Origin of the sequence: Flaviaestuariibacter amylovorans (assembly GCF_039541815.1) — a bacterium.
Taxonomy (GTDB): domain Bacteria; phylum Bacteroidota; class Bacteroidia; order Chitinophagales; family Chitinophagaceae; genus Flavisolibacter; species Flavisolibacter amylovorans.
This window is the reverse complement of the sequence record NZ_BAABGY010000006.1, coordinates 74,614-97,634: the sequence shown is the minus strand read 5'-3', so window position 1 is coordinate 97,634 and position 23,021 is coordinate 74,614. Positions and strand designations below refer to the sequence as shown.

The 23,021-nt window shown below is 62.0% G+C and carries 6 protein-coding genes; all 6 read right to left on the bottom strand.

The features are described from left to right. Positions 1-7 precede the first annotated feature (7 nt). The 6 genes from ABD937_RS06650 to ABD937_RS06625 all read right to left on the bottom strand — a co-directional run bounded on the left by ABD937_RS06650 (position 8) and on the right by ABD937_RS06625 (position 22,906). Complete coding sequence (locus ABD937_RS06650) at positions 8-1,999, bottom strand: OmpA family protein (RefSeq protein WP_345254466.1); 1,992 nt, start codon at positions 1,997-1,999, stop codon at positions 8-10. A 67-nt stretch (positions 2,000-2,066) separates the two neighbouring features. After that, positions 2,067-3,074, bottom strand: a complete 1,008-nt coding sequence (locus tag ABD937_RS06645; protein ID WP_345254465.1) for a PorP/SprF family type IX secretion system membrane protein — start codon at positions 3,072-3,074, stop codon at positions 2,067-2,069. A 43-nt stretch (positions 3,075-3,117) separates the two neighbouring features. Further along, positions 3,118-10,815 (bottom strand): PKD domain-containing protein, encoded by a 7,698-nt coding sequence (locus ABD937_RS06640; RefSeq protein WP_345254464.1) that lies wholly within the window; start codon positions 10,813-10,815, stop codon positions 3,118-3,120. A 20-nt stretch (positions 10,816-10,835) separates the two neighbouring features. After that, positions 10,836-20,315: an Ig-like domain-containing protein gene (locus ABD937_RS06635; RefSeq protein ID WP_345254462.1), complete on the bottom strand. Its 9,480-nt coding sequence runs from the start codon at positions 20,313-20,315 to the stop codon at positions 10,836-10,838. Between the two features lie 576 nt (positions 20,316-20,891). Further along, a complete protein-coding gene (locus tag ABD937_RS06630; protein ID WP_345254460.1) occupies positions 20,892-22,217 on the bottom strand; it encodes a TolC family protein in 1,326 nt (441 codons plus the stop codon). Beyond that, positions 22,214-22,906, bottom strand: a complete 693-nt coding sequence (locus tag ABD937_RS06625; RefSeq protein WP_345254458.1) for an ABC transporter ATP-binding protein — start codon at positions 22,904-22,906, stop codon at positions 22,214-22,216. The genes ABD937_RS06630 and ABD937_RS06625 overlap by 4 nt, the downstream gene beginning before the upstream one ends. Between the last annotated feature and the right edge of the window lie 115 nt (positions 22,907-23,021).

Sequence of the window (23,021 nt, the reverse complement as noted above, 5' to 3'; positions counted from 1 at the left end):
AGGTTCGTCAGTTCTTGATCACCTTAAATTCCGTTCTCCTGTTCTTCTCACGTCCTGCCGGGTTGTCCGTGCCGTCGGGGTTCTTGTTGGGCTCCAGCGGTTGCGTCTCGCCATAGCCTTTCACCACGAAGCGGTCGGTGGTAATGCCTTTGCTGATCATATAATTCACGACGCTCTGGGCACGTGCCTCGGAAAGCTTCATGTTGGCGGCATCGGAGCCGACGGCATCGGTGTGGGCGCTGATCTCGGCCTTGATGTTCGGGTTATCCTGCATCAGCTTCACCAGCTTGTCGAGCTCGGGGAAGGACTCCTCTTTCAGGTCGGCCTTTCCGAAATCATAATACACGTTGTCGACCACTACCGGTTCGTCGTACTTGATGGCCGTGAGGCACAGCTCGGGGTTGGTCAGCTCGTCTTCGTCGGTATTGGCCGGCGTGTTGAACGAGAGGAAGTTGGCGTAGTAGTTATTGTTCGAAGCCACGGCCTTCAGCGGCTGGAACTCCTCCAGCGTAAAGGAGTAGCGGCCGCTCGCATCGGTGGTGAGCGTGGCCACGGTGCGGTTGTTCACGGTGTCCATGATGTTCACCTGGGCGCCGGCGATCGGGGTGCGGTTGTCGCAGGACATCACGGTACCGGAGATCATCTTCAGCGGGCGTTTCTTCTGGAGCGAGAACAGTTCGAGACAGCAGGCCGAGGAGCGGTCGGAGGAGAAGAGCACATCCTCGAGGATGTTGCGGGCGGTGCCTTTGGAAGCGAAGTAGATATCGTCCTTCACCGAGTTCACCGGGTAGCCGAAGTTCTGGGGCTCGCTCCAGTTACCGGCCGTGCCCTTGCTCCAGTACAGGTCGAACTCCCCCATGCCCACGCGGCCGTTGGACGCAAATACCAGCGAGCCGGAGGCGGCATGATAGTACGGTGCCTGCTCGTCGAAGGCCGTGTTGATGGAGGGACCGAGGTTGCGGATATTGCTCACAGAGCCGTCAGCGCCGAGGTCGGCCATATAAAGGTCGTAGCCGCCCGAGCCGCCGGCGCGGTTGCTCGAGAAAAGGAGCTGCTGGCCGCCGGGCATCACGAAGGGCTGCTGCGTGTTGGCGCCGTCCACGTTGAGGGAAGCGAGGGGCTCGGGGTTGCTCCAGGCACCACCGCTCTTGCGGGCGCTGTAGATGGAAGCGTTCTTGCTGCCTTTGCCGATGGTCCAGCGGGTAAGGAACATCGTGTTACCGTCGGGGGTGGCGGCTACCACGCCCTGGTGGGTCTCCCCCTCCTGGGCAAGGCCTACGGGTACCACACCGGAAGGCACGCCGCCCGACATCGTGGCCTCGTATACGCGGTTGATATAGGATTTGCTTTTGTCGTTGGGTACGGGGCGCGTGGAGGTAAACAGGAGGCTATTCTCACCGATCCAAACGGGGGCATAGGCGGCGCCGGTGTCGTTGAGTCCGGAAGTGGCCTTGTTCACCGTGAAGAGGCGCATGTCCTTACGCCCCAGCTGCTGCTGGATGAACTGGAGGTTCTGGATCTCGCGCTGTGCGGCCGCGCTATAGGTATCCGTCTGGCCATAGCCTTCCATGAACGACTTGAATGCGGCTTCCGCCTCGGCATAGCGCTCGAGGGCGCGCAGCGTGGTGGCGTAGTGGTATTTCGCAAGCGGGAACTGCGCGGCATATTGCTCCGAGGCCTGCTTGTAGAAGGGCTCCGCCTTCACGTGGTAGTTCAGCTGGCGGTAGCTCTCTGCCGTGTTGTAAACGGCTTCGGCATCGGAAGACGGGCGCGCGCCGGCGGTCTTCTTGCTGGCCGCCTGCACCACGTAGGGGTTCTGGCCGCCACCGGCGTGCTTGCCTTTCTTGTTGGCGAGGTACTTCTCGTAGTACTGTGCGGCGGAAAAGAAGTCGCCTTTACGGTAATAGTCGTCGGCAGCCCGGAGGTAATCAAACGTGAATTGTGCCTGGGCAGCCGTGCTGAGGAGGGTGGCAGTCGCTATAACGGCGAGGGTTCTCATGTCGTTCTGTATTTTGGTCGGGATCGGGGTCCCGGGTAAAGTAGCGGTTGTCGGTTCAGGTAATGGCTTACAGGGTCGGGCAGACGAACTCTACCTCGGGGGTCTTGGCCTTGCGGCGGCCGATATAGGTCAGCGACAGCTCGAAGGCGTTGGCGCCGCGCACCATCCGGCTCAGGTCGGAGGTGTTCACGTCGTAGCTGAGGCCCACCACCAGGTTCTTGTAGCCGAAGCCGGCATAGGGCGATACGGCGTCCTGGAAGCGGTAGTTAACGCCGAGCAGCAGGTCGGTCTCGGGCGTCACCTTATACTGGCCATAGGCGCCGATCATCTTTTCCTCGGCCGTGCCCTGGCGCAGGTAGAGCGCGTTGGGGGTCAGCGTGAAGTTGTCGGCGATGGAGATGCGCACACCAGCATGCACCGTCGTGCGCACGGGAAGCTTTACGTCGCCGGTTCCGCCGAAGTTGTCGGTGGGCCGGGTGAGGTGCGCGAACGAGACACCACCATACACATTGGCCTTCTTGCCCGGTGTGGCGTCGAAATAGAGTACGCCGGCGCCTGCGTCGAACGAGGTGTTTTTGCGGTTGCCCGTGGCTTCACCGGTGGGGTTGGTGGGCACATACCCGGTGGCGGCGTTCCATTGGTCGCCGAAGGTCATCTTCGACGTGTTCCAGCGGCGGTCGATGACACCGGCCTGCAGGCCGAACACGATGCGGTGCGTTTGGGCGGCACCGAGGCGCACGCCGGTATAGGCGAAGTTGGCGTAGCCGGTGGTGTAGTTATAGCCGCCGTTGCCCGCGGTCTGGTTCAGCACCGAGGCGCCAAAGTTGATGTTGCGCTCCGAGGTCATGTCGAAGGCGAGTCCCTTGGTGGCGAAGGGGCTGCTGATATTGCCCCACTGCGAGCGGTAGATGCCGGCTACGCGGTAGTTGCCGTCGAAGGCGCCGGTCAGGGCAGGGTTGAGAAAGGACGGATACACATAATACTGGGAAAAGTGCGGATCCACTTGCGCCTGTGCCTGCTGGCAAAAAGAGCCTGCAAGCAGGACCAGCAAAAGGGTTTTATTCGATGCGCTCATATTCATTCGTTTTGATGTAAAGTAGATGGTTAGTGTGTCGCGGTTATTTGATGATGGTGATGGTGCCGGTGATGGGTGCGAAGCCGTTCTGCAGCACGATCACGTAATAATACGTGGCGAAGGGCAGCAGGGAGCCGTTGTACCGGCCGTCCCAGGGTACGGAGTAGCCGTTGGAGAAGTACACGCGCTGGCCATAGCGGTTGAACACTTCCACCGTTGCGCCGGGGTAGTCTTTCAGGCTTTCGATCGCCCAGGTATCGTGCTGGCCGTCGCCGTTGGGCGAGAAGGCGTTCGGGATCTTCACCGGCAGCAGGATCTTCACGGTAAGCGAGTCGCTGGCGGTGCAACCGCCAGCGCCCGTGGCCGTCAGGTAATAGGTGGCGTTGCGCTGGGCCAGCATCGTCGGGCGCAGCGTGTTGGCGCCGGAAAGACCGCCACCCGGCGTCCACTGGAAGTTCAGCGTCGAAGAGTTTACGGTCGGATTGAAGCGCACCTGGGTGCCTACCGGTACTACGAAGGACGGGCCCGCGTCAACTTTCGGTTGGAGGTGCACGATCACCGGCTTCACCGTGTCGGCGGTGCAGCCCACGCCGTTCGTGACGCGGAGGCGTACCTGGTAGGTACCGGGCGTGGCAAACGTAGTGCGGGCGATGGCGGCCGTATCGGTCTTGCCGTTGGCGAAGGTCCACTGGCGGCTCGCAATCGTGCTGTTGGGAGCGGTGCTGATGTCGGTGAAGACGCTTTCCACACCCTGGCAGAGCTCGGCGGCGTTCATGGTGAAGTCAACCACCGGCTTGTCGTAGAAGGCAGAAAGCACTTTGCTGGTATCGCTCACGCAACCCCAGGCCGAAGTGGCCGTCAGGGTAATGGTATAGGAGCCGGTAGCGGCATATACATGGCTGACGCTCGCGCCGGTCGCGTTCGGCGAGGCATCGCCGAAGTTCCAGACGTAGCTGAGGGTCGAGCCATCCCCTACCGTCGACGTGCTGGCCATCGACGCCACGCCGCCCGGCATACATACCGAGGCGGGCAGGCTGAAGTCGGCCACCGGCAGCGGGTGTACGGTGAGGGTGCGGGTGTAGGGATCGCTCACGCAGCCCTGGTCGCTTACCACCGTCAGGCGGATCGTAGCGGGGCCGGTGCTGGGGTACGGTACGGTGAAGGTGCCGCCCGTGCTGTTGGAAGGCGTGTTGCCGTTGCCGAGGTCCCAGTTCCAGGTAGCGATGGCGCCGGAGCTGATCGTGGAGGCATCCGTTACGGTGGCCACGCCGTCGATACAGATATCGGCCGAGGCGGTAAAGAGGGCGGTCGGCTTCGGATGCACCGTGATCGTGCTCGTGATGGTTTCCTGGCAGCCTGCGGCCGACGTAAAGGTGTAGCTGATGGTGTTGGGTCCTACGTTGGCAGCGGCGGGATTGAAATTGCCGGCGGCATCGGTGCCGGGTCCGGAGTAAACGCCCGTACCCGCAACGCCGTTCGTGACCGTGGCATAGGCTACCGAGTAGGTGCCGGTGGCGTTGGCGCACACGGCCGTCAGCGGACCGAAGCTCAGTTGCGGCTTGATGCTGAACGGCATCGTGATCGTGGTGTCGCCCGAGCAGCCGTTCGAGGCGGTTGCGGTCAATTGGATGTTATAGGAGCCGGTACCGAACACGTGCGTCGGGTTGGCGGCAGTTGAAGTATTGGGGTTCGACGGAGTGGCCATCGCGTCACCGAAGTTCCAGGCGTAGCTGAGGGTGCTGCCGGCAACCGGGGTGGTGCTGTTCGTGAAGGTCACCGTGCCGTCCACGAGGCAGGAGCCGGCGCTGCTGCTGAAGTTGGCGAAGGGACGGGCCTTCACATTTACAGTGCGGGTGATGGTCTCCACACATCCTGCAGTCGAAGTGAAGGTATAGGTGAGCGTGTGCGGACCTACGCCGGCGGTAGCCGGGTTGAAATTGCCTGCCGCGTCGATGCCGGTGCCGCTGTACACCCCGGTGCCGGTCACACTGTTGGTGACGGTAGCCGTGGCGAACGAGGTAGCGGCTTCATTTACGCAAAGATCGGCCGGCTGCGCCCAAGCCAGCTGCGGCTGGATGCTGAAGGTAGCCGTGATGGTCGTATAGGCGGAACAGCCGTTGGCCGCATTCGCGGTGAGCTTGATATTGTAGGTGCCGTTGCCGAATACGTGTGAGCCGTTCTGGGCAGTCGACGTGTTCGGGTTCGAAGGCGTGGCAGCGGCGTCACCAAAGTCCCAGGCCCAGGTCATCGGGGAGGCCGGGTTGATCGTGGTCGTGTTGGTAAAGGTCACCGTACCGTCTACGAGACAGCCGCCGGGAGGATAGGTGAAGTTCACGAAGGGACGCGGCTTCACGGTCACCGTGCGGGTAATCGTCTCGATACAGCCGGCATTCGAAGTGTACGTGTAGGTGAGCGTATGCGGGCCTACTCCTGCCGTGGCCGGATTGAAGTTGCCGCTCGCATCGATGCCTATACCGCTGTAGGTTCCGGTTCCGGCGACGCTGTTGGTAACGGTGGCCGTTGCGAAGGACGTGGCCGTTCCGTTCACGCACAGGTCGGCGGGCTGGGGCCAGGCGAGCTGGGGCTTGATGCTGAAGGTGGCCGCGATGGTCGTGTCGGCAACGCAGCCGTTGGCGGCGGTTGCCGTCAGCTTGATGTTATACGTGCCATTCCCGAATACGTGCGTGCCATTGGTCGCCGTCGACGTATTGGGATTACCGGGCGTTGCGGCAGCGTCACCAAAGTCCCAGGCATAGGTAAGTGCAGATGCAGGGCTAATGGTCGTTGTGTTGGTAAAGGTCACTGTGCCATCCACGAGGCAGCCGCCGGCAGGATAGGTAAAGTTGACAAACGGACGCGGCTTCACGGTTACGGTGCGGGTGATGGTCTCCTGGCAACCGGTCGACGAAGTGAAGGTGTAGGTCAGCGTATGCGGACCCACGCCGGCAGTAGCCGGGTTGAAGTTGCCGTTGGCATCGATGCCGGTGCCGCTGTACACGCCGGTGCCGGTTACGCCGTTGGTGACGCTCGCGGTGGCGTAGGAAGCAGCGGCTCCGTTCACGCACAGGTCCGCAGGCTGCGGCCAGGCCAGCTGGGGCTTGATGCTGAACGTAGCGGTGATCGTGGTGTCGGCGGCGCAGCCGTTGGCAGCTGTGGCCGTGAGCTTGATGTTGTAGGTCCCGTTACCGAATACGTGCGTGCCGTTGGTGGCGGTTGATGTATTCGGGTTGCCCGGTGTAGCGGCGGCATCACCGAAGTCCCACACGTAGGTCATGGGCGAAGCCGGGTTGATGGTGGTCGTGTTGGTAAAGGTGACCGTGCCGTCGGTAAGACAGCCGCCGGGAGGATAGGTGAAGTTGACGAAGGGACGCGGCTTCACCGTAATGTTACGGGTGATGGTCACCGTGCAGTTGGCGGCGGAAACGAAGGTATACGTGAGCTCGTGGGTGCCGACGCCGGCCATGGCCGGGTCGAACTGGCCGGCGGCATTAACGCCGGTTCCGCTGTAGGTACCTGCGCCGGGCACGTTGTTAGTGACCAAGGCCGTGGCCACGGATACCGGGCTTCCATTGACGCATACATCGGCAAGGTTCGTCCAGGCGAGTTGCGGCTTGATGCTGAAGGTGGCGGTGATCGTCGTGTCGGCGGAGCAACCGTTAGCGGATGTAGCGGTCAGCTGGATGTTATAGGTGCCGGTCGCGAAGTTGTGCGATCCGTTCACGGCGGTCGAGGTGTTGGGGTTGGAGCCCGTGGCCGCCGGATCGCCGAAGTTCCAGGAATAGGTCATCGCGGAGCCGTCGGCGATCGTGGTCGTGTTGGGGAAGGTCACGAGGCCGTTGTCGAGACAGCCGCCGCCCGGTACGGTGAAGTTGGGCCGGGGGCGCGGCTTCACCTGGATCTGGCTGGTCACGGTATCGGCGCAGCCCGAAGGCGCGGTGAAGATGTAGGTGATGGTGTAGGTGCCTGCTCCTACGGCCGAAGGGGTGAAGTTGCCGGCGGCGTCCACGCCCGGGCCGCTGTACACACCGGTTCCGGGCACACCGTTGGTGACGGAGGCTGTAGCCACCGACACGGTGCCGGTCATGTTCTCGCACACAGCAGCGAGGGCCGGGTAGGTAGCCGCCGGAGCAATGCTGAATGTGAAGGTGATGGTGGTATCGGCGGAGCAGCCGTTGGCCGACGTAGCAGAAAGCTGCACGTTATAGGTACCGGTGCCGAAGGTATGCGTGCCGTTGGTGGCTGTAGACGTGTTAGGGTTGGCGCCGGTGGCCGCGGGGTCGCCGAAGTTCCAGCTGTAGGTCAGGGCCGAGCCATCGGCGATGGTGGTGCCGTTGGCGAAGGTCACCACGCCGTCGGTGAAGCAGCCGCCTGCAGGCCCGGTAAAGGTCGGGCGCGGGCGCGGCTTCACGTTTACGATGCTCGTGACGGTGTCGGCGCAGCCGGCGGTGGAGGTAAAGATGTAGGTGATCGTGTTGGGGCCAATGGCGGCGGCGGCGGGGTTGAAGTTGCCCGCGGCATCGGTGCCGGGGCCCGAGTAGACGCCCGTGCCGGGAACGCCGTTGGTAACGGAGGCGGTAGCCACGGAGAAGGCGGCGCCGTTCTCGCATACTGCCGGGAGCGCCGGGAACTGGGCATCGGGCTGGATCTTGAATTCAGCCGTAATGGTGGTGTCGGCAACGCAGCCGCTCGACGAGGTGACGGTGAGCTTGATGTTGTAGGTACCGGTGCCGAAAACGTGCGTCGGGTGCTGTGCCGTGGAAGTGTTCGGGTTCGTGGCGGTAGCCGCGGGGTCGCCGAAGTTCCAGAGGTAGGTCAGCGTGGCCCCGTCCGAAACGGTCGACGTGTTGGTCAGCGTCACGGTATCGTTCACGAGGCAGCCGCCGGCGGGGATGGTAAAGGCCGGCCGGGGACGCGCCGCCACGGTGATGGTATTGGAGGCGCCGGTGGCACAGCCGCCACCCGAGGGAAGATAGGAGTAGGTAACCGTGTGGGTGCCTGGGCCAGCTACTGCGGGGTTGAACGTACCGTCGGGAGACACGCCCGGTCCGCCATAGGTACCGGAGCCCGGAACGCCGTTGGTCACTACGGCCGTGGCGATCGAGACCGTACCCGAGGCGTTGGAGCAAACCGCGGGTAAGGGAGGCCACGAGATCGCGGCGCCGGTCTGGAAGGTGAGGATGATCGTCGTATCCTTGATACAGCCTTGTGCAGTGGTTACCGAGAACTTGATATTGTAGGTGCCGATGCCGAATTTGTGCGACGGGTTGGCAAGGGTCGACGTGTTGGGGTTCTGTGCCGTGGCGGCGGGATCGCCAAAGTCCCAGTAGTAGCTGGTAGCGGCCTGGCCGTCGGGGATGGTCGTGGTGCTCGTGAAGGTCACGATGCTGTCGGCAGGCAGGCAGCCCGTAGGCGAATAGGTGAAGTTGGGCCGTGGCTTCGCATACACCGTGAGCACCTTGCTCACCGTATCGCTCAAACAGTTGGCCGTGGCCTTATACACGTGGCGCACGGTATACGTGCCGTAGGAAGGATAGTTGATCGTTTGAGGCGTGTTGGCATTCAGCGTTACCGGGGTGCTGCCGTTTCCGAAATCCCAGTACCAGCTGGCGCCGGCCGGGGGCGTGCCGCCGGTGGGGTTGGTGAAGGTCACCGAGCCGCCTTCGCAAACCGGTGAAGGGGCCATGGTAAAATCGGCCGAGGGGCGGCCGCCCACCACTACGGTACGGGTCGTGTCGTCGACGCAACCTTCGTTGGTCACCACGGTGAGCTTGATGTCGTAGGTGCCGGGCGCAAACAGGGTATCGCGGTTCGGGCGCGTGGAGTCGCCCGGGTTGAAGCTCCACACGTACTTGCCCATGTTGAAGCCGGGGGGCGGCACGGCCGCAAAGCGGATCGTGTCGGTGGTACAGCCGGTATGGTTGAAATTGTAGGCAGCCACCGGTCCCGGGTTCACCGTCACCTCGATGAACAGCGGCTCGGTGTGCGCGCAGTTCGCGATCATGTTGTTGGTGGCGTCGATCGGGATGAGGAAGGTACCGGCGCGGTTGAATTTGTAGGTGCCGGGCAGGCGGTATTTGTAATACTTGACGTTGTTGATGGTGGTGGAATCGATCGGCGTCGGGTTGGCCATGGCCACATCGGCGCTCGGGTCGATGATGCCGGCCAGGGTGCTGAGCTTCCACACCATCATCGTGGGCTTGTAGGCCATGAGGGCCGACAGCTCCACCGGTGTGTTCGGGCAGGTGTACGCGTGCGTCTTCACCGAGGTGTCGAGCTCGTTGTGGATGTCGGCTACGGCGTTGAGGTTCTTGAGGAAGGTACCGGCGTTGTAGGCATAGCTCTCGGCGGACCCCATACCGTACGTGATGGCGTTGAAGGGTTCCGAACTGGACATCAGTGCCTGGGCCGGGGCGGCGGTCCACCTGCGGGTTACCACTTTATAGTTGGCATCCCGCGGATGGGTGTATTGGGGAAGCGTGCTCGCCTGTACGCCGTCGATCACCAATGACGCAACTCCGGTGGCCGGTATGATTACGGTTACAAAATTACTGGTGATGGACTGCTTGGTATTTCGATAAAAGCCTACTGATTTGATCGCTTGCTCCACCGGGCTTAGAAAAACCATCTCCGGGTCGCCTTGCCCGCTCGAAGGATTACAGGTGGACGAGCCCGAGCCGGCCATGAACTGGGCGACCATAATCGGCTTATCGGCTTCGATAAGCTCACCTTGGTTGCTGGAAAATTCCCAATAACCAGCAGCATTCGGGGTGATAATGTTCGTGTTCCTGCGCACCGTTGTACCGGGATCCCGCGCGACGATCTTGTAATAGCAGGTCTGGTTTGCCGAGGTATTGTTGGCAGCAACAAACGGCGCGGTCAGATAGCGCTTTCCCCAGGCGTGTGCCGGGAAGGCCTGCTGCATGTCATTGTCGCGCCCGGCGACGTTAGCACAGGGAATCTGTTCCCCCTGCGTACGGCTGCTGCCACTGAATACTGCGATGGGATTACATACGCCGGCACCGTTCGCGATCGACTTTACCGTAGTGCCGGTGAACTGGTTGCCGTTGCCTTGCGCGTCGGACTGCCCGATGAACTGGTAGATCTGTCCCTTGTTCATCGTAATGCGGAACGGTACGTTCGCCGGCTTACCAAGTCGGGTCGCCACCTTGGGATTGATCTCGATAACGGTGTTGTCCTCTTTCGCGATCACATACACCCAGGAAAAGCCCGGACCGCCTGCGTTGATCTGCTGGCTGTTGATGGAGGTGTACTGATAGCCCCAGGCATCTACCGGGAGCAGCATCGTAGCACCCGACGACACGGAGGCATAAATGTGCGCATAGGCCACAATGGGAACGTTGCTCTCAATATGGATTGACATGTTGTAGAGGCCCTCTCCCCCGTTTCCGCCGAAGGACGGCGGGACGTCGTAAAGGCGTACATCGTTCGTGCCTGATTTGGGCATCACCGGAGTAGCAACGACCGTGTTCGCCGCTACGTTATAGGTATTGACAGTAGTAGCGCCACGGCCACGGATCGTTACCTTGACTTGTGCTGCCTGCGCTTCTGCGCTAAAGTAGAGGACCATGTCCTGGTCGTTCTGAAAACCCGGCTCCATATACTGGTGGTGGCCATAGCCCACCCAGAACTCTTTACCGCGGTTGGTAACGTTCTGGGCGGTGCTACGGAATCCTGCCACTAGAAAAAGGACGCTCAGTACGAGCCGGAACAATTGGGTCATCGTGTTTTTCTTACCGGTTATTAGCGAATGAGGTTGATGGAACCTTTCCGTTCAAGCACATTGCCGTTGGCCAGCACAATACGGCTCACATACATATACACACCCGAGGGCTGGGCCTTGCCTTTGACGGTACCATCCCAGGCGCGGGTCGGGTCGGTGGATTCATGCACTTTCTCACCCCACTGGTTGAAGACATAGAACCTCATCTCGCGGATGCCGCCGCCATATACGCGCAGCACATCGTTGAGTCCGTCGCCGTTGGGTGTGAAGGAGTTCGGGATGAAGATATTGTCACCCAGCGTACGCTCGGCGAAGTTCCCGATGCCGCTCGTTTCGCAGGCCGTGGTGCCGAGGGCACGCACGTTCAGCGTTACGAGTTGCAGCGGCGTCAGGCCGGTCACGAGGTGCGAGAGGCCGGTCGGGCCCGTCGAGGGAACCGTCCATACACCGCTGTTGTTGAGCGATACCTCATACGAGGCCGCGCCCGGAACTGGGTTCCATTTGAAGCGGATCGAATCCACGCCGATGTTCTGGGCCGTTACTACCGGCGTCGGCAGCGGTACGGTGAGGCGGGCAACGATCGGGGTGCGCGGGTTGCTGGTGCAACCGTTGAGCGAGGACTCCACGTAGTAGGTCACACTGCCCGTGGTGGCCGGCGCGGTGAACGAGGTGCCGGTGCTGAGGACTGTGCCGCCGGTGGCAGCGCTGTACCAGGTATAGGTGGCGCCCGCTGCCGGGTTCTGGATCTGGAATATAGCGGCCGTGCCGGCGCATACACCGATCGTGTCTTCCACGAGGGTCACTGCCGGGGCTGCCGTCACCGCTACCGTTACCGGTACGCGGGGCGAGCTCGTACAGCCATTGCTGGTACCCTCTACATAGAAGGTCGACGTACCCGTGGTGACCGTGGGCGTATAGGCCGTACCCGTAGCGAGGGCCGTGCCACCGGTAGCGGCGCTGAACCAGCTGTAGGTAGCACCGGCAACCGGGTTCTGGATCGTAAAGGTCGCCGGGGTGCCGGAGCAGACCGACAGGTTGGCGTTGGCCACCGTTACCACAGGAGCCGTATTCTGTTCCGCTTTCACAATCTTACGCTGCGAGGTACAAACGCCGTTGGAAGCCTCTACGTAGTAGTATACCGAACCGGTGCCGGCGGGTGCCGTGAAGGTGGTGCCCGTAGCGATGGCCGTGCCGCCGCTGAGCGTAGTATACCAGCTATAGGTGAGGCCCGCATCGGGGTTCTGGATCGTGAACACTGCCGGGGCCGGAGCGCACACCTGCACGGTGTCTACCGTGATGGCCAGGGTCGGCAGCGGGCTAATCGTCACCTGCTTCGTCGTGTCGCCCACGCAACCGTCGGTGGACGTTACGCGGAGGCTGACGTTATAGGTACCGGCAGCCGGGAAGTTGGCCGTCACGGTCTGCGTGGTGGCCGTGGCAGGCGTACCGTTGTTGATCGTCCAGGCCCAGGTGTTGGCCGGGGTCGCCGAGGTCAGCACCGCACCCGTCATGGTGATGGGCGAGCCGGCGCAGATTGCCTGGTTGTTGTTGAAGTCGACCTGGGGTGCTTCGCGAACGGAGAGCGGGTAGGTCGTCTCGGCCGTATTGTTACAACCTTCGATCTCGGGGTGCGTGTAACGGATCGGAACCAGGTAGGTACCGGCGTTGTTCACTACGTAGTTGGTCGGCACGGTGTACTGGTAGAACATCTGGCCGCCGATCATCACGGTGCCGGAGGGGATCGGGTTGTTCTGCACTACGTCCTGGTTGGGCTGCATGCCCGGAACGGCGCTGAACTGCCAGGTGATCGAAGTCGGCTGTACCGGTACCTGGATCGTGAACTGGAACGGAGCGCGTGCGCAGGTGTAGGGGCTGTTGCCCGGGATGCTCGCCAGCGTATTGGTGATGGAGGGCACGCCATTAAGGTTCTTGACGAGCGTACCTACGTTGTAGCCATAGCTCTCTACGGAGCCCGTACCGTACACGATACCGGTGAAGGCGGAGTCGGAGCGGACGATGCTCTGGCCGGCCGTACCTGCCCAGCGCTTGATCACCACGGAGTAGCCGGGGCGGAAGTGCGCATAGGTGTGGTCGAAGCCGCCGGCGCTGTGCAGCACACCGTCGATCGACAGGGTGGCGAGGCCGCCGTTCGGGATTACGAGCGTGAGGTAGTTCTGGTCGATGTTGAATTCGTCGTTGCGGTAGAAGGCGGCGTACTTAACAGCCTGCTCCACGGGGCTCAGGTAGAACATCTCGGGGTCGCCGTCGCCGGTGTTACCGGGGCAGGTAGAACCCGAAGAGGCCATGAACTGGGCCAGGAGTACCGGCTTGTCGGTGGTGATCTGCAGTGCGTCTGCGCTCTCCAGCTGGTAGAAGCGGCCGTTCTGCAGCGGCACCGCGATCGGCGCACCGTTAACCTGTACCTGCGTGGTGGCGTCTTTGACGAGGATGCGGTAGATATTGGTCATGAAGCTCGAGGCGGCAGTGCCCTGCGAAGTGGGCGCCGTCAGGAAGCTCTTGCCCCAGGCCTGGTAGGGGAACACCTGCTGCATGATCACGTCGCCGTTGGAGCCCGTGCTGTTGCCGCAGGAGATGGCCGTACGGGTAGAACCGGCGAATACGGCGATCGGCCAGCACTTGCCGTCGGCGTTGGGGAGCGACTTCACCTTGGAGCCGGTCATGTCGTAGCCGTTGGAGCCATCGATGGTAGCACCGAGCACCTGGTACACGTCACCCGCGTTCAGCGTTACCGTGAAGGGAACGCCTGCGGGGCGGCCCGTGGTGGTGGGGTTGGCCGGGGTGATTTCGATCGTAGTGTTGTCGCGGTCGGCGATCACGTAGAACACGCTGTTGTTGTCGGACGAATAGTACTGGCGGGAGCTCAGCGTATAGTATTCGTAGCCGTAGGTGCCCACCGGCAGCAGCATCGAGGCGCCGGAGTTGGAGCCGTTGTAGATGTGCGCATAGGCCGTGATGGGAACGTCGCTCTCGATGGAGATGCCGCGTCCGTAGAGGCCTTCGGCCAGGAGGCGGGCGTCGATCATGCCGCCTTTCGGGATCCGGTCGGAAGTGATCGCGGTGAATGCCGGGATGTTGTACGTACGTACCCAGCTCGTACCCTTCACCTTCACGGTAACCGTGGCCGGCTGGGCATCGGTGCCGAGGTACAGCAGCATGTTCTGGTTGTTGCTGCCGGAGAAGAAGTCATAGCCACGCTGGTAGGCTACCCAGAAGCGCTTGCCGCGGTTCGAGGAGTCCACCTGCACCTGGTAGATGCCGCCGGGGTTGGCGATGAGCGCATTGCCCATGAGGCCCGTGAAGCGGTCCATATAAGACAGCGAATCGCGGTTGTACCAGTTGGTCAGGGTATCGAGCGTGGTGCGCTCTTCCATGATCCAGGTGCCGGTATTGTTGGTGCGGCCGGTGCGGATAAAGCCTTCGGCGGGGATGAAACCAAGCCAGGATTCTACATAGAAGTTCTTCAGGTTGAAGTTGGAGGTACCGCCACCGGTCGTCTCCATCTGGTTGTAATAATACATGCTGCGGTCGGTGGGTGCGAGGCCCGTGGGCAGCACGCCCGAGTAGCGGCGCAGGGTCATCGTGGTGGGCACCGTGGAGTTGGCGTTCCAGGTCACACGCGATACCGTGTCGGTACCGAACATAAAGTACTGGCTCGTGCCGGGGGCAGCCACGGCGGGCGTCGGCGTCAGGGCCGGGGGCGCCACGGCCGGGAAGAACTCGTAGGCGCCGAGGTCCGGCACACCCGTCGTGAGGGTGGTCGGGCGCGGAGCGCCGTTGAAGTCATACCAGCTGGCCGGGATCTGTACGCCGCGGCCGTGCATGGCCCATACGTTGGCCACGTTCACGTCCGGACGCAGGTCGGTGTTCGAAACGAACTCCGGCTTGATCACGATCGACGTGAGGTCCCAGTATTCGTTGCCCTGCCAGTCGGCGAGGGTGGCGCGGTTGTTGGCACCGGCGCGCACCAGCGTTGCGCCGGAGGTATAAAGCAGGTTGTAATCGGAGTAGATGTTGTTGCCGTTGGCCACTTCCATCGCACGGCCGCCACCGCTGTGCGCGAACACGTTGTTGCGGATGTCGACGGGTCCGAACGTACCGCCGCTGTGGTTGAAGTACGCGGCGTTGTTGGCGGTGCCGTTGGGCGACAGGTTGTGTACCGAGTTGTTGTAATAGTGATTGTTGGAGCCACCGGTGCTGTACAGGCCATGCGAGGTCGTGCCGGTAGTGCTCAGCACGATCACGTTGTTCATGCTGTAGTTGTTGGTGCTCGCGTTCTGGTACATGCCGTAGAGCGTGCCCGTGTTGCCGGTGAGGGCCTTGATCACGTTGGACGTGACGCGGGCCGTATCGTTCAGGCGGGCGTCGCAAAGCGTCAGGTAGAGGCCATAGCCGGTGCCGGTAACGCCGTCGAGGTTGATGACGTTGCGCTGCACCTGGTAGTTGGAGTCTACGTTGGTGAGGAAGATCGCGTAGTTGGTGGCGTTCATCGGCGCGGCGCGGTTCACGGTGTTGGCGATCACCTGCGTGTTCCACTGGGTGCCGAGGTAGATGCCATAGTAGTGGGCGCCGTTCACCGTGTTGTTCGACACCTTGATGCCGTTCGGTTGGAAGCCGGTGACGCCTACGATATAGATACCGGAGACGCCGTTGCTGATGCTGTTGGAATCGATCACGTGGTTACCGCCGCGCAGGTTGCCGGAGTAGATACCGACCACGCCGGTACCGGTACCTGTTGCCACCGGTGCGCTGATGATCAGGTTGTGGAGGCTGTCGTTGGAGGCGGTATTGGCCAGCTCGATTACGCGTCCGTTGGTGCTGTTGGTACCGGCGATGGTCATATCGCGGAACGTGATGTAAGAGGCCGAGTCGAGCTGCAGGGTATAGTTGGCCGTGGCCGTGCCGGCATTGGTCAGGGTTACCGAAGAAGGAATGCCGTTGGCCGCCTTGAAGGTGACGCGGTCGTTGGGCGAGGTGCCGGCGATGTTGCGGATGCGGATCTGCTCGGTGTACGTACCCGGGGCCACCAGGAAGGTCACGTCGTCGGTGATGCCGCACTCCATGGCCGCCACCGCGGTGGCAAACGACTGGAAGTTGGGCAAGGCGGCGGGCAGTGCCGGGTTGATGGTGTACACCCCACCCAGGAAGGCCGGGTTCAGGGTCACCTGAGCGGAGGTCGAATAGGTGGTGTTGCCGGAGCAGGTCACCGCCACTCTGTAGAATTGACTAACGGATGCCTCGATGGTCGTGTCGGGGAACATCATCGACGAGCCGAGGGGCAGCCAGGTGCCGGGAGCGCCGGTCACGGAGTATTCCCACTGGTAGGTCTGACCGGAGCCGGAGGAGTTACCCGTTACGCTGAGGGCGATGCGGGCACCCATGCAGATGCCGGTGTTGGGCACGGCGGCGGCAGCGCCGGCAACGGGCGGAGTCGTACATGCCGGGATGGCGAACTCGAAGGCGCCGATATCCGGGGTAACGAGGCTGCGCGCCTGGTTGGTGATGTCGAGCGTGATGCCGGCGATCGGGGTGCCTCGGTTGTCGAGCACCGGGTGGCGCGGGCTCAGGTCGCCGGTGGCCGGCGAAGTGAAGAGCGGGTCGAGGGCATACGAAGCGGCGTCCTGGCCGGTGGCGGCCTGCCAGTTGGCGAGCGTCAGCTGGTTGGCGCCGTTGAAGCCTACATAGCTCGTCGTGGGCGTGCCTACGACGTGGTAGTTGTTGTTATTGAGCTCAATCGTGGTGGCCGCTGTAGACAGGTAGACCGCCTGGCGGGTGCCCTGTCCGGAGCGGGTGATCGAAATGTTGTTGTTCTTGAAGATAAGGCCGGTGGCGGTGGTCACCTGGTGGAAACCACGGGTCCAGTCGGCGGTGGAGTAGCTGGCGGTCTGGTCGTTCAGCGCGATGGTGTTGTGGTAGTACCACACGTTGTCGGACGATGTATTATAGATACCGTATTGGTCGCTGTTGCCGTAGAACTCGTAGATGGCGTTGTTGCTCACGATGTTCTCGAGGCCGGCGAGGGCATCCACCCCGGTGAAGTAGATACCGTAGGTGACCGAGGTGCTCGTGGGAGCGCCCTTCATGATGTCGTGGATGCGGTTCTTGTCGATCAGGAGCCTGGTGTTCAGGCCCGTGGCGTAGATGCCGTAGGTGGTGGTCACCGTGGTGCGGCCCGGGTTGCTGAAGTCGTTGCTCCGGATCAGCGTATTGGAGTTACCTGTCAGATAAGCACCGTAGGCGTAGAAGTTCACGAAGCGGTTATTGGTCACCTCGTTGTGCTGCACCGCGTCGGTGGTGCTGCCCACGAGCGTGATGCCGTAGTAGCCCCCCGTTACCGTATTGTTGTTGAACTTGTTGCCGTCGCACAGCGTAGCCCCCGTGGTGGTGGCCGAGGTGGCGGAGTTGCTCATCACGATGCCGGCGAAGTTGAGCGAGGTCGATGTGGGGTTCACGAAGATCTGGCAACCGTTGAACGTGTTCGAGTCGGCATTGTTCATCAGCTGCACACCGTAGCCGTATTCGGTGGTGGCGGTGCCGAGGGCGCGGATCACGAGGTTGTTGAAGGTCGTGTAGTCGGTGCCGTTCAGCTTGATGGTGGCGCGCTCGTCGTTCGTGGTGGAGAGGAACTGCAGCGTGTTGCCGTTGCCGTTGAACGTGATCGTGCTGGTAGCCGAGGTACCGGGCACCGCGTTGAGCACGAGTTGCTCGTTGTAGATGCCGGCATTGGCGCCCGGGAGCACGTTGAAGACAACGGAACCTGTAATGCCGCAGGCCAAGGCGGCCTTCGCATCGGCAAAGCTGGTGTAGTTCACCAGGGGCACCGTAGGCGCGGCCGAGTTGATGGTATAGGTACCGGCAGGCAGGGCAGGGTTCACCGTCAGCAGCACCGCCGTGGAGAAGGTCGTGCTCGGTCCGCAGGTCACGGCCACGCGGTAGTACAGCGTCGTGGAAGAAAGGATCGTCGTGTCGGGGTTCGTCAGCGCGTTACCGATCGACACGAAGGAGGCGGGGTCGCCGGTGGGCGAGGTCTGCCAGGTATACGTTTGTGTGAGGCCGGTGGAGTTGCCCGAGAGGGACAGCTGCACGGAGTTGTTCACGCACACCGGGGTAGTCGACACGGCGGCGACGCCGGGCGTGGGCGGTGTGGTACAGGGCAGCGGCGCAAACTCGTACGCACCGATATCGGGGAAGTTCGGATCGCGGGTCACGCCGAGGATGTCGTTCGTAATGCCGACGGGCGTGCCCAGGTCGTTCACCGAAGCGCTCGTAGGCTTGAAGTTGCCGTTCAGCGGATCCGTGAACACGGGGTTCGTCGTTACCGAGTTGGCATCCTGCGTGGAAAGGGCCTGCCAGGCAGCGAGCGTAGCGGCGCCCGTGGTGCCCACGCTGCCGACCTGGTTGATGCCGCCGGTCGAAGTGATGTAGAAGTCGTTGCGGTTCGACACGATGGTGCTGGCCGCCGTGTTGAAGAAGATGGCCGTCTTGGTGCCGTTGCCGCCGCGGCTGATGGCCACGATGTTGTTGCGGAACTCGATGCCGGCAGCGCTCGTGGTCTGGTAGAAGCCACGCGTCACCGCGGTGTTGCTGCCGGTGCCGTCGAGCACGATGGTGTTGTGGTAATAGAAGACGTTGTCGGAGCTCGTGTTGTAGAAGCCGTACGCATCGCCCGTGCCGGTGATATTGTATACAAGGTTGTTGGCGATCACGTTCTCCAGGGTGCCGAGCGCGTCCACGCCGGTCATGAATACTGCGTAGGAAGTGCCCGTGCTGGCGGGGGCGCCGCCGTAGGGATTGGTGAAGGTGTTGCGCGTGATGTCGACGCTCGTGCTGAGGCCCGTCATATATACCCCGTTGAAGGTCGAAACCGTGGCACGGGTCGGGCGGCTGATCACGTTGGAGTCCACCTGCGTGTTGAAGTTGCCGTTCAGGTACACGCCATAGAAGTAGAAGTCCTGGATCCGGTTGTTCAGCACACGGTTGTTCATCACCGCCTCGGTAGCGCTACCTACGATCGTAATGCCATAGTAGCCGCCGATGATGGTATTGTTACGGAAGGTGTTGAAGTCGCACTGCGTGGCGCCGGTGGCGGTAGCCGAGGTGGCCGAGCCGCTCATGACGATACCCGCGTAGTTGGTGTTGGTGTTGGTGGTGTTGATGTTGATCGTACAGTTGGCCACCGTGTTGGAGTCGGCGTTGTTAAGCAGCTGCACGCCATAGCCGAAGTCGGCCGCTGCGGTGCTGGTGGCCGTGATCACGAGGTTGTTGAACGTGATGTGGTCGGCGCCGTCGAGGCGGATCACCGCGCGGGACGCGCCCGTGCCGATCGACTGGATGGTGGCGCCGTTACCGTTAAAGGTCACGGTGTTGACGCTGGAGGCGCCGGGCACGGCGATCATCTCCAGGCGCTCGTTGTACGGACCGCTGCCGGGAGCCACGTTGAAGATCACGTCGTCGCTGATGCCGCACTTGATATAGTTATAGGCATCGTTGAAGCTGGTGAAGTTGGTGCCGCCGGTAGGCAGGGCGTTGTTGATGGTGAAGGTACCCGATACGGCCGCAGGGCTCGTCACCAGCACGCTCGACGAGAAGCTGGAGCTGCCGCCGGCGTTGGTACAGGTCACCTTGAGGCGGTAGTAGGTCGTGGTCAACTGCGTAGTGGTGAAGCTGTAGACGTCGCCACCGGCGATGTCGGTCCAGGGATCCATGTTATTGGGCGAGGACTGCCACTGGTAAGTAAGGCCGGTAGCGAGCGAGGTACCCGAGGGCGTCAGCGTGAAGGGGGTGCCCAGGCAAACCACCGCGGTACTGGAAGTGGCGGTACCGCCCGTGGGAGCGCCGGCGCAGGCGGCGGCTGGGGTATAGGTGAAAATGATGTTGGGACGCGTCGTCTGCGTCCCGGTGTTGGTGGTAACGGTAGTGCCGCAAAGGTTACCGAGGTTGTCGGCAACGCGGGTGTGGGAGCCGTTGAAGGCGAGGCCCGTGGTCCAGGCAACGATGGTATTGCTGGTCCAGAAGTCGGCCCCGGCGTTGCCCGGGTCGCCATGGCAGACCTCCACTACAATATTGTCAACACCATTCCAGAAGAACGGTGCGCTGAAGTTAAAGGCATTCCAGCCGGTAGTGGTGTTGGTGTAGGAAGCATTGGTATACACCGTGTTCGTGACCGTCTCCCAGGTGTTGTTGGTGAGGGACGCGGTTGCGGTGGTGCCGATCCGGATCGTGAAGTTCTCGATCGGCGGCGCGCCCGGGTCCACATCCGTGTTCACCGTCAGCACGTTCCATTTCAGGGATGTGATGTTGCCCGGCGACATACCGGCAGCAATGAGCTCAGAGGCCCGGTACAGGTACTGGGCACGCATCCCCTCGAAATAGTCGGCGATGGGCGTCGGGTAGGTGGTCGGCCCGTTACCGGCTGCGCCCGTACCGATCTGGATATCGGTCTGGGCACCCAGTCGGGCAAGGCTGCCCAGCAGAACCATCATCAGGAAAAAGCTTCGTTTCACGAAGACAGGTAGACATTTTCTCATAGCCATGTCGGTATAGATCAAGTATAAAAAGCGTTTCAAGCAATAGTTACGTCCGTTATTTACAACGGGGGAAAAGGGGTCGGCGCATAACCGGCAAAAAGACGGTCGCTGGCGGGGGGCCATCCGGTTTTGTTTCTTTCTCTCGTACTTAGCTAGTGTGCACTATTCGGTCGCTTCGGTCGGTTCTCTAGGTCAGTCTCGGTAATTCTTTCCGGTCAGCCGGTCTCTTGTTCGGATAGGAGTATTCGTTAAAAAAGACTGCGCAATCTACCGAAATTTCAGACTTCTTTAAGATTAGAGTTTGGTTTTATTAACACTAATTCCTCTCTAATCCCCCTATCTATAGGGTGAATTTAAGCATTTATACTTAATAGAAGGGGCATAGTGTATTTGCGACACCCTTCGTAAAACTACGCAGGCTCATCCGTGGAAAGCGCTATGTGACAAATCCCTACCCCACCCGCCCGCCTGCAGGCGAAAAAGGCGGGCCCGTCGGGCCCACCTGAAAAATTGTGGAAAACTTGGACGCTTTTACCGTCTTCCCGCTCCACGGAAGTAGTCAAGCACCTGCTTCCGGAGCACGAAGTCGTACCGGGCCATGATCAGTCCGATCCGCGCCCGGTCCATCCGGTCTTTGGCGATCAGGTAATCGACCGAGGTGCCCACGCCGGCCTTGTAGCGGACTTCGGCGGCGGCATAGGATTCGGCATAGGCGTCGGCCTGCGTCTCGAGGAGCCCGAGCCGGTCTCCCGCGTTGGTCAGGTTGAGCCAGGCGGCCTCTACCTGCTGCCGCAGCTGCTGGGTCACGAGCGCCTCCTGCACCCGGGTGGCCTTCCATTCGATCTCGGCGAGCCGCACCCGGCTTCTCCCCTGCAGCCGGTTGAACAGCGGCACCGTGAGACCCACGCCTACCGTGGTCGAGAAGTTGTTCCGCAACTGGCTGTTGTACGAGAGCTTGCCGCTGCCGTCGCGCGCGGCGCTGGAATAGGCTGTAGCGAGCCCCCCACCTACAGACAGCACCGGGGCGCGGGAACCGCGGGCCGAGAGGATGCCGTGCCGCGCGCTTTCCGTGCGCAGCCCCGCCGCCTTCAGGCTCGGGAACTGCCCCGACGCCTCCTCCAGCACCTGGGCCACCGTGGCGCCGTACGGCTCGCGGAAGGCACTGGTGTCGATCCGGGCTACGGTGAGCCCCGTGTGGTAGGGCTTGTTCAGGAGCTGGGCCAGCACCAGGCGCGCCGTTTCCAGGGCGTTGCGGGCATTGCTGATGGCAAGCTGGTCGGCCATCCACTGCCCTTTCATGTCAGACAGTTCGGAGGGCCGGATGGCGCCCTGCCGGTGCATCAGCTCCAGCCGCTCGTATTGCTGGCGGCTCAATTCGGCCTGGCGCGTCACGGCCTGCAGCAGGTCCTCGTTGATCAGAAGCTGCAGGTAGGCGGTGATCACGTTGATGGCCAGGAAGTCTTTTGCCTGCTGCACCTCGAGGCGTGCGGCCTCCCAGGCAGCAGCCCGCTGCAGCTGCGTCTGGCGGAGGGCGCCGCCGTTGAACAGCACCACCCCCGAATTGAGCTGGTAGTTGGCGAAGTTGAGGCTCTGGTTCACGTACCCGTTGGAGGTAGGGTCGATGCCCCGCCCCTGGTTGAAGGCATGGTACAGATCGCCGGTCAGGTTGGGCAGGCGGGCGCCGCGGGCCTGCTGCAGCTGCACTTCGGCGCTCTCGGCACCTAGGGCGGTGCGGGCCACGTCGAGGTTACGCGCCAGCGCGGTGTCGATGCATTGCTGCAGGGTGAGGGTCTGGGCGCCGGCCAGGCGGGCGGCCAGTACAAATACGATCAGTAGAAATACACGGTGCAGGGTCATACCGGTTGGGATTGCGGTTGGGAAATGGCGGACACGCGCCCGTCGAGGAGGTGGACGATACGCCCGCCCCAGGCGGCGTTGCGCTCGGAGTGCGTGACCTGGATAATGGTGACGCCGTCCTCCTCGTTGAGGCGGCGGAACAGCTGCATGATCTCCTCCCCTTGCTGCGACGACAGGTTGCCCGTGGGCTCGTCGGCCAGCAGGAGGCGCGGGCGGGCCACGATGGCGCGCACGATGCCGACCAGCTGCTGCTGCCCGCCGGAGAGCTGGTGCGGGAAGAGGTCCTTCTTGCCCACGATGCCGAAGCGGTCGAGCAGGTCGGCCACGATGGCCTTCCGCTCGGAGCTTTTGACATCCTGGTACAGCAGCGGCGTCTCGATGTTCTCGTACACGGTGAGCTCGTCGATGAGGTGGTAGGCCTGGAAGATGAAGCCGACGTTCTTCTTATAGAGCTCGTGCCGCTGCTTCTCTTTCAGCCCGAACACGTCGTGGCCGGCGAAGGTGTAGCGGCCCTCGTTGGGCTTGTCGAGCGTGCCGATAATGTTGAGGAGCGTGCTCTTGCCCGAGCCCGACGGGCCCATGATGGAAAGGAACTCGCCCTCCCGCACGTCGAGGTTGATGTCTTTAAGTACGAACGAGGGCCTGCCGCCGACGTCGTACCATTTCGATATATGTTCGAGGGAAATCATCTTTAAATAGGTTTTGAAAGGTTTTGGTGGTTTTGAAAGGTTCTGAAAGGTTGGAGGGCTCAGTAAGGTTCGGGGTGATCAAGGGAGCACGGATTCCCGATTCCCGATTATCGAT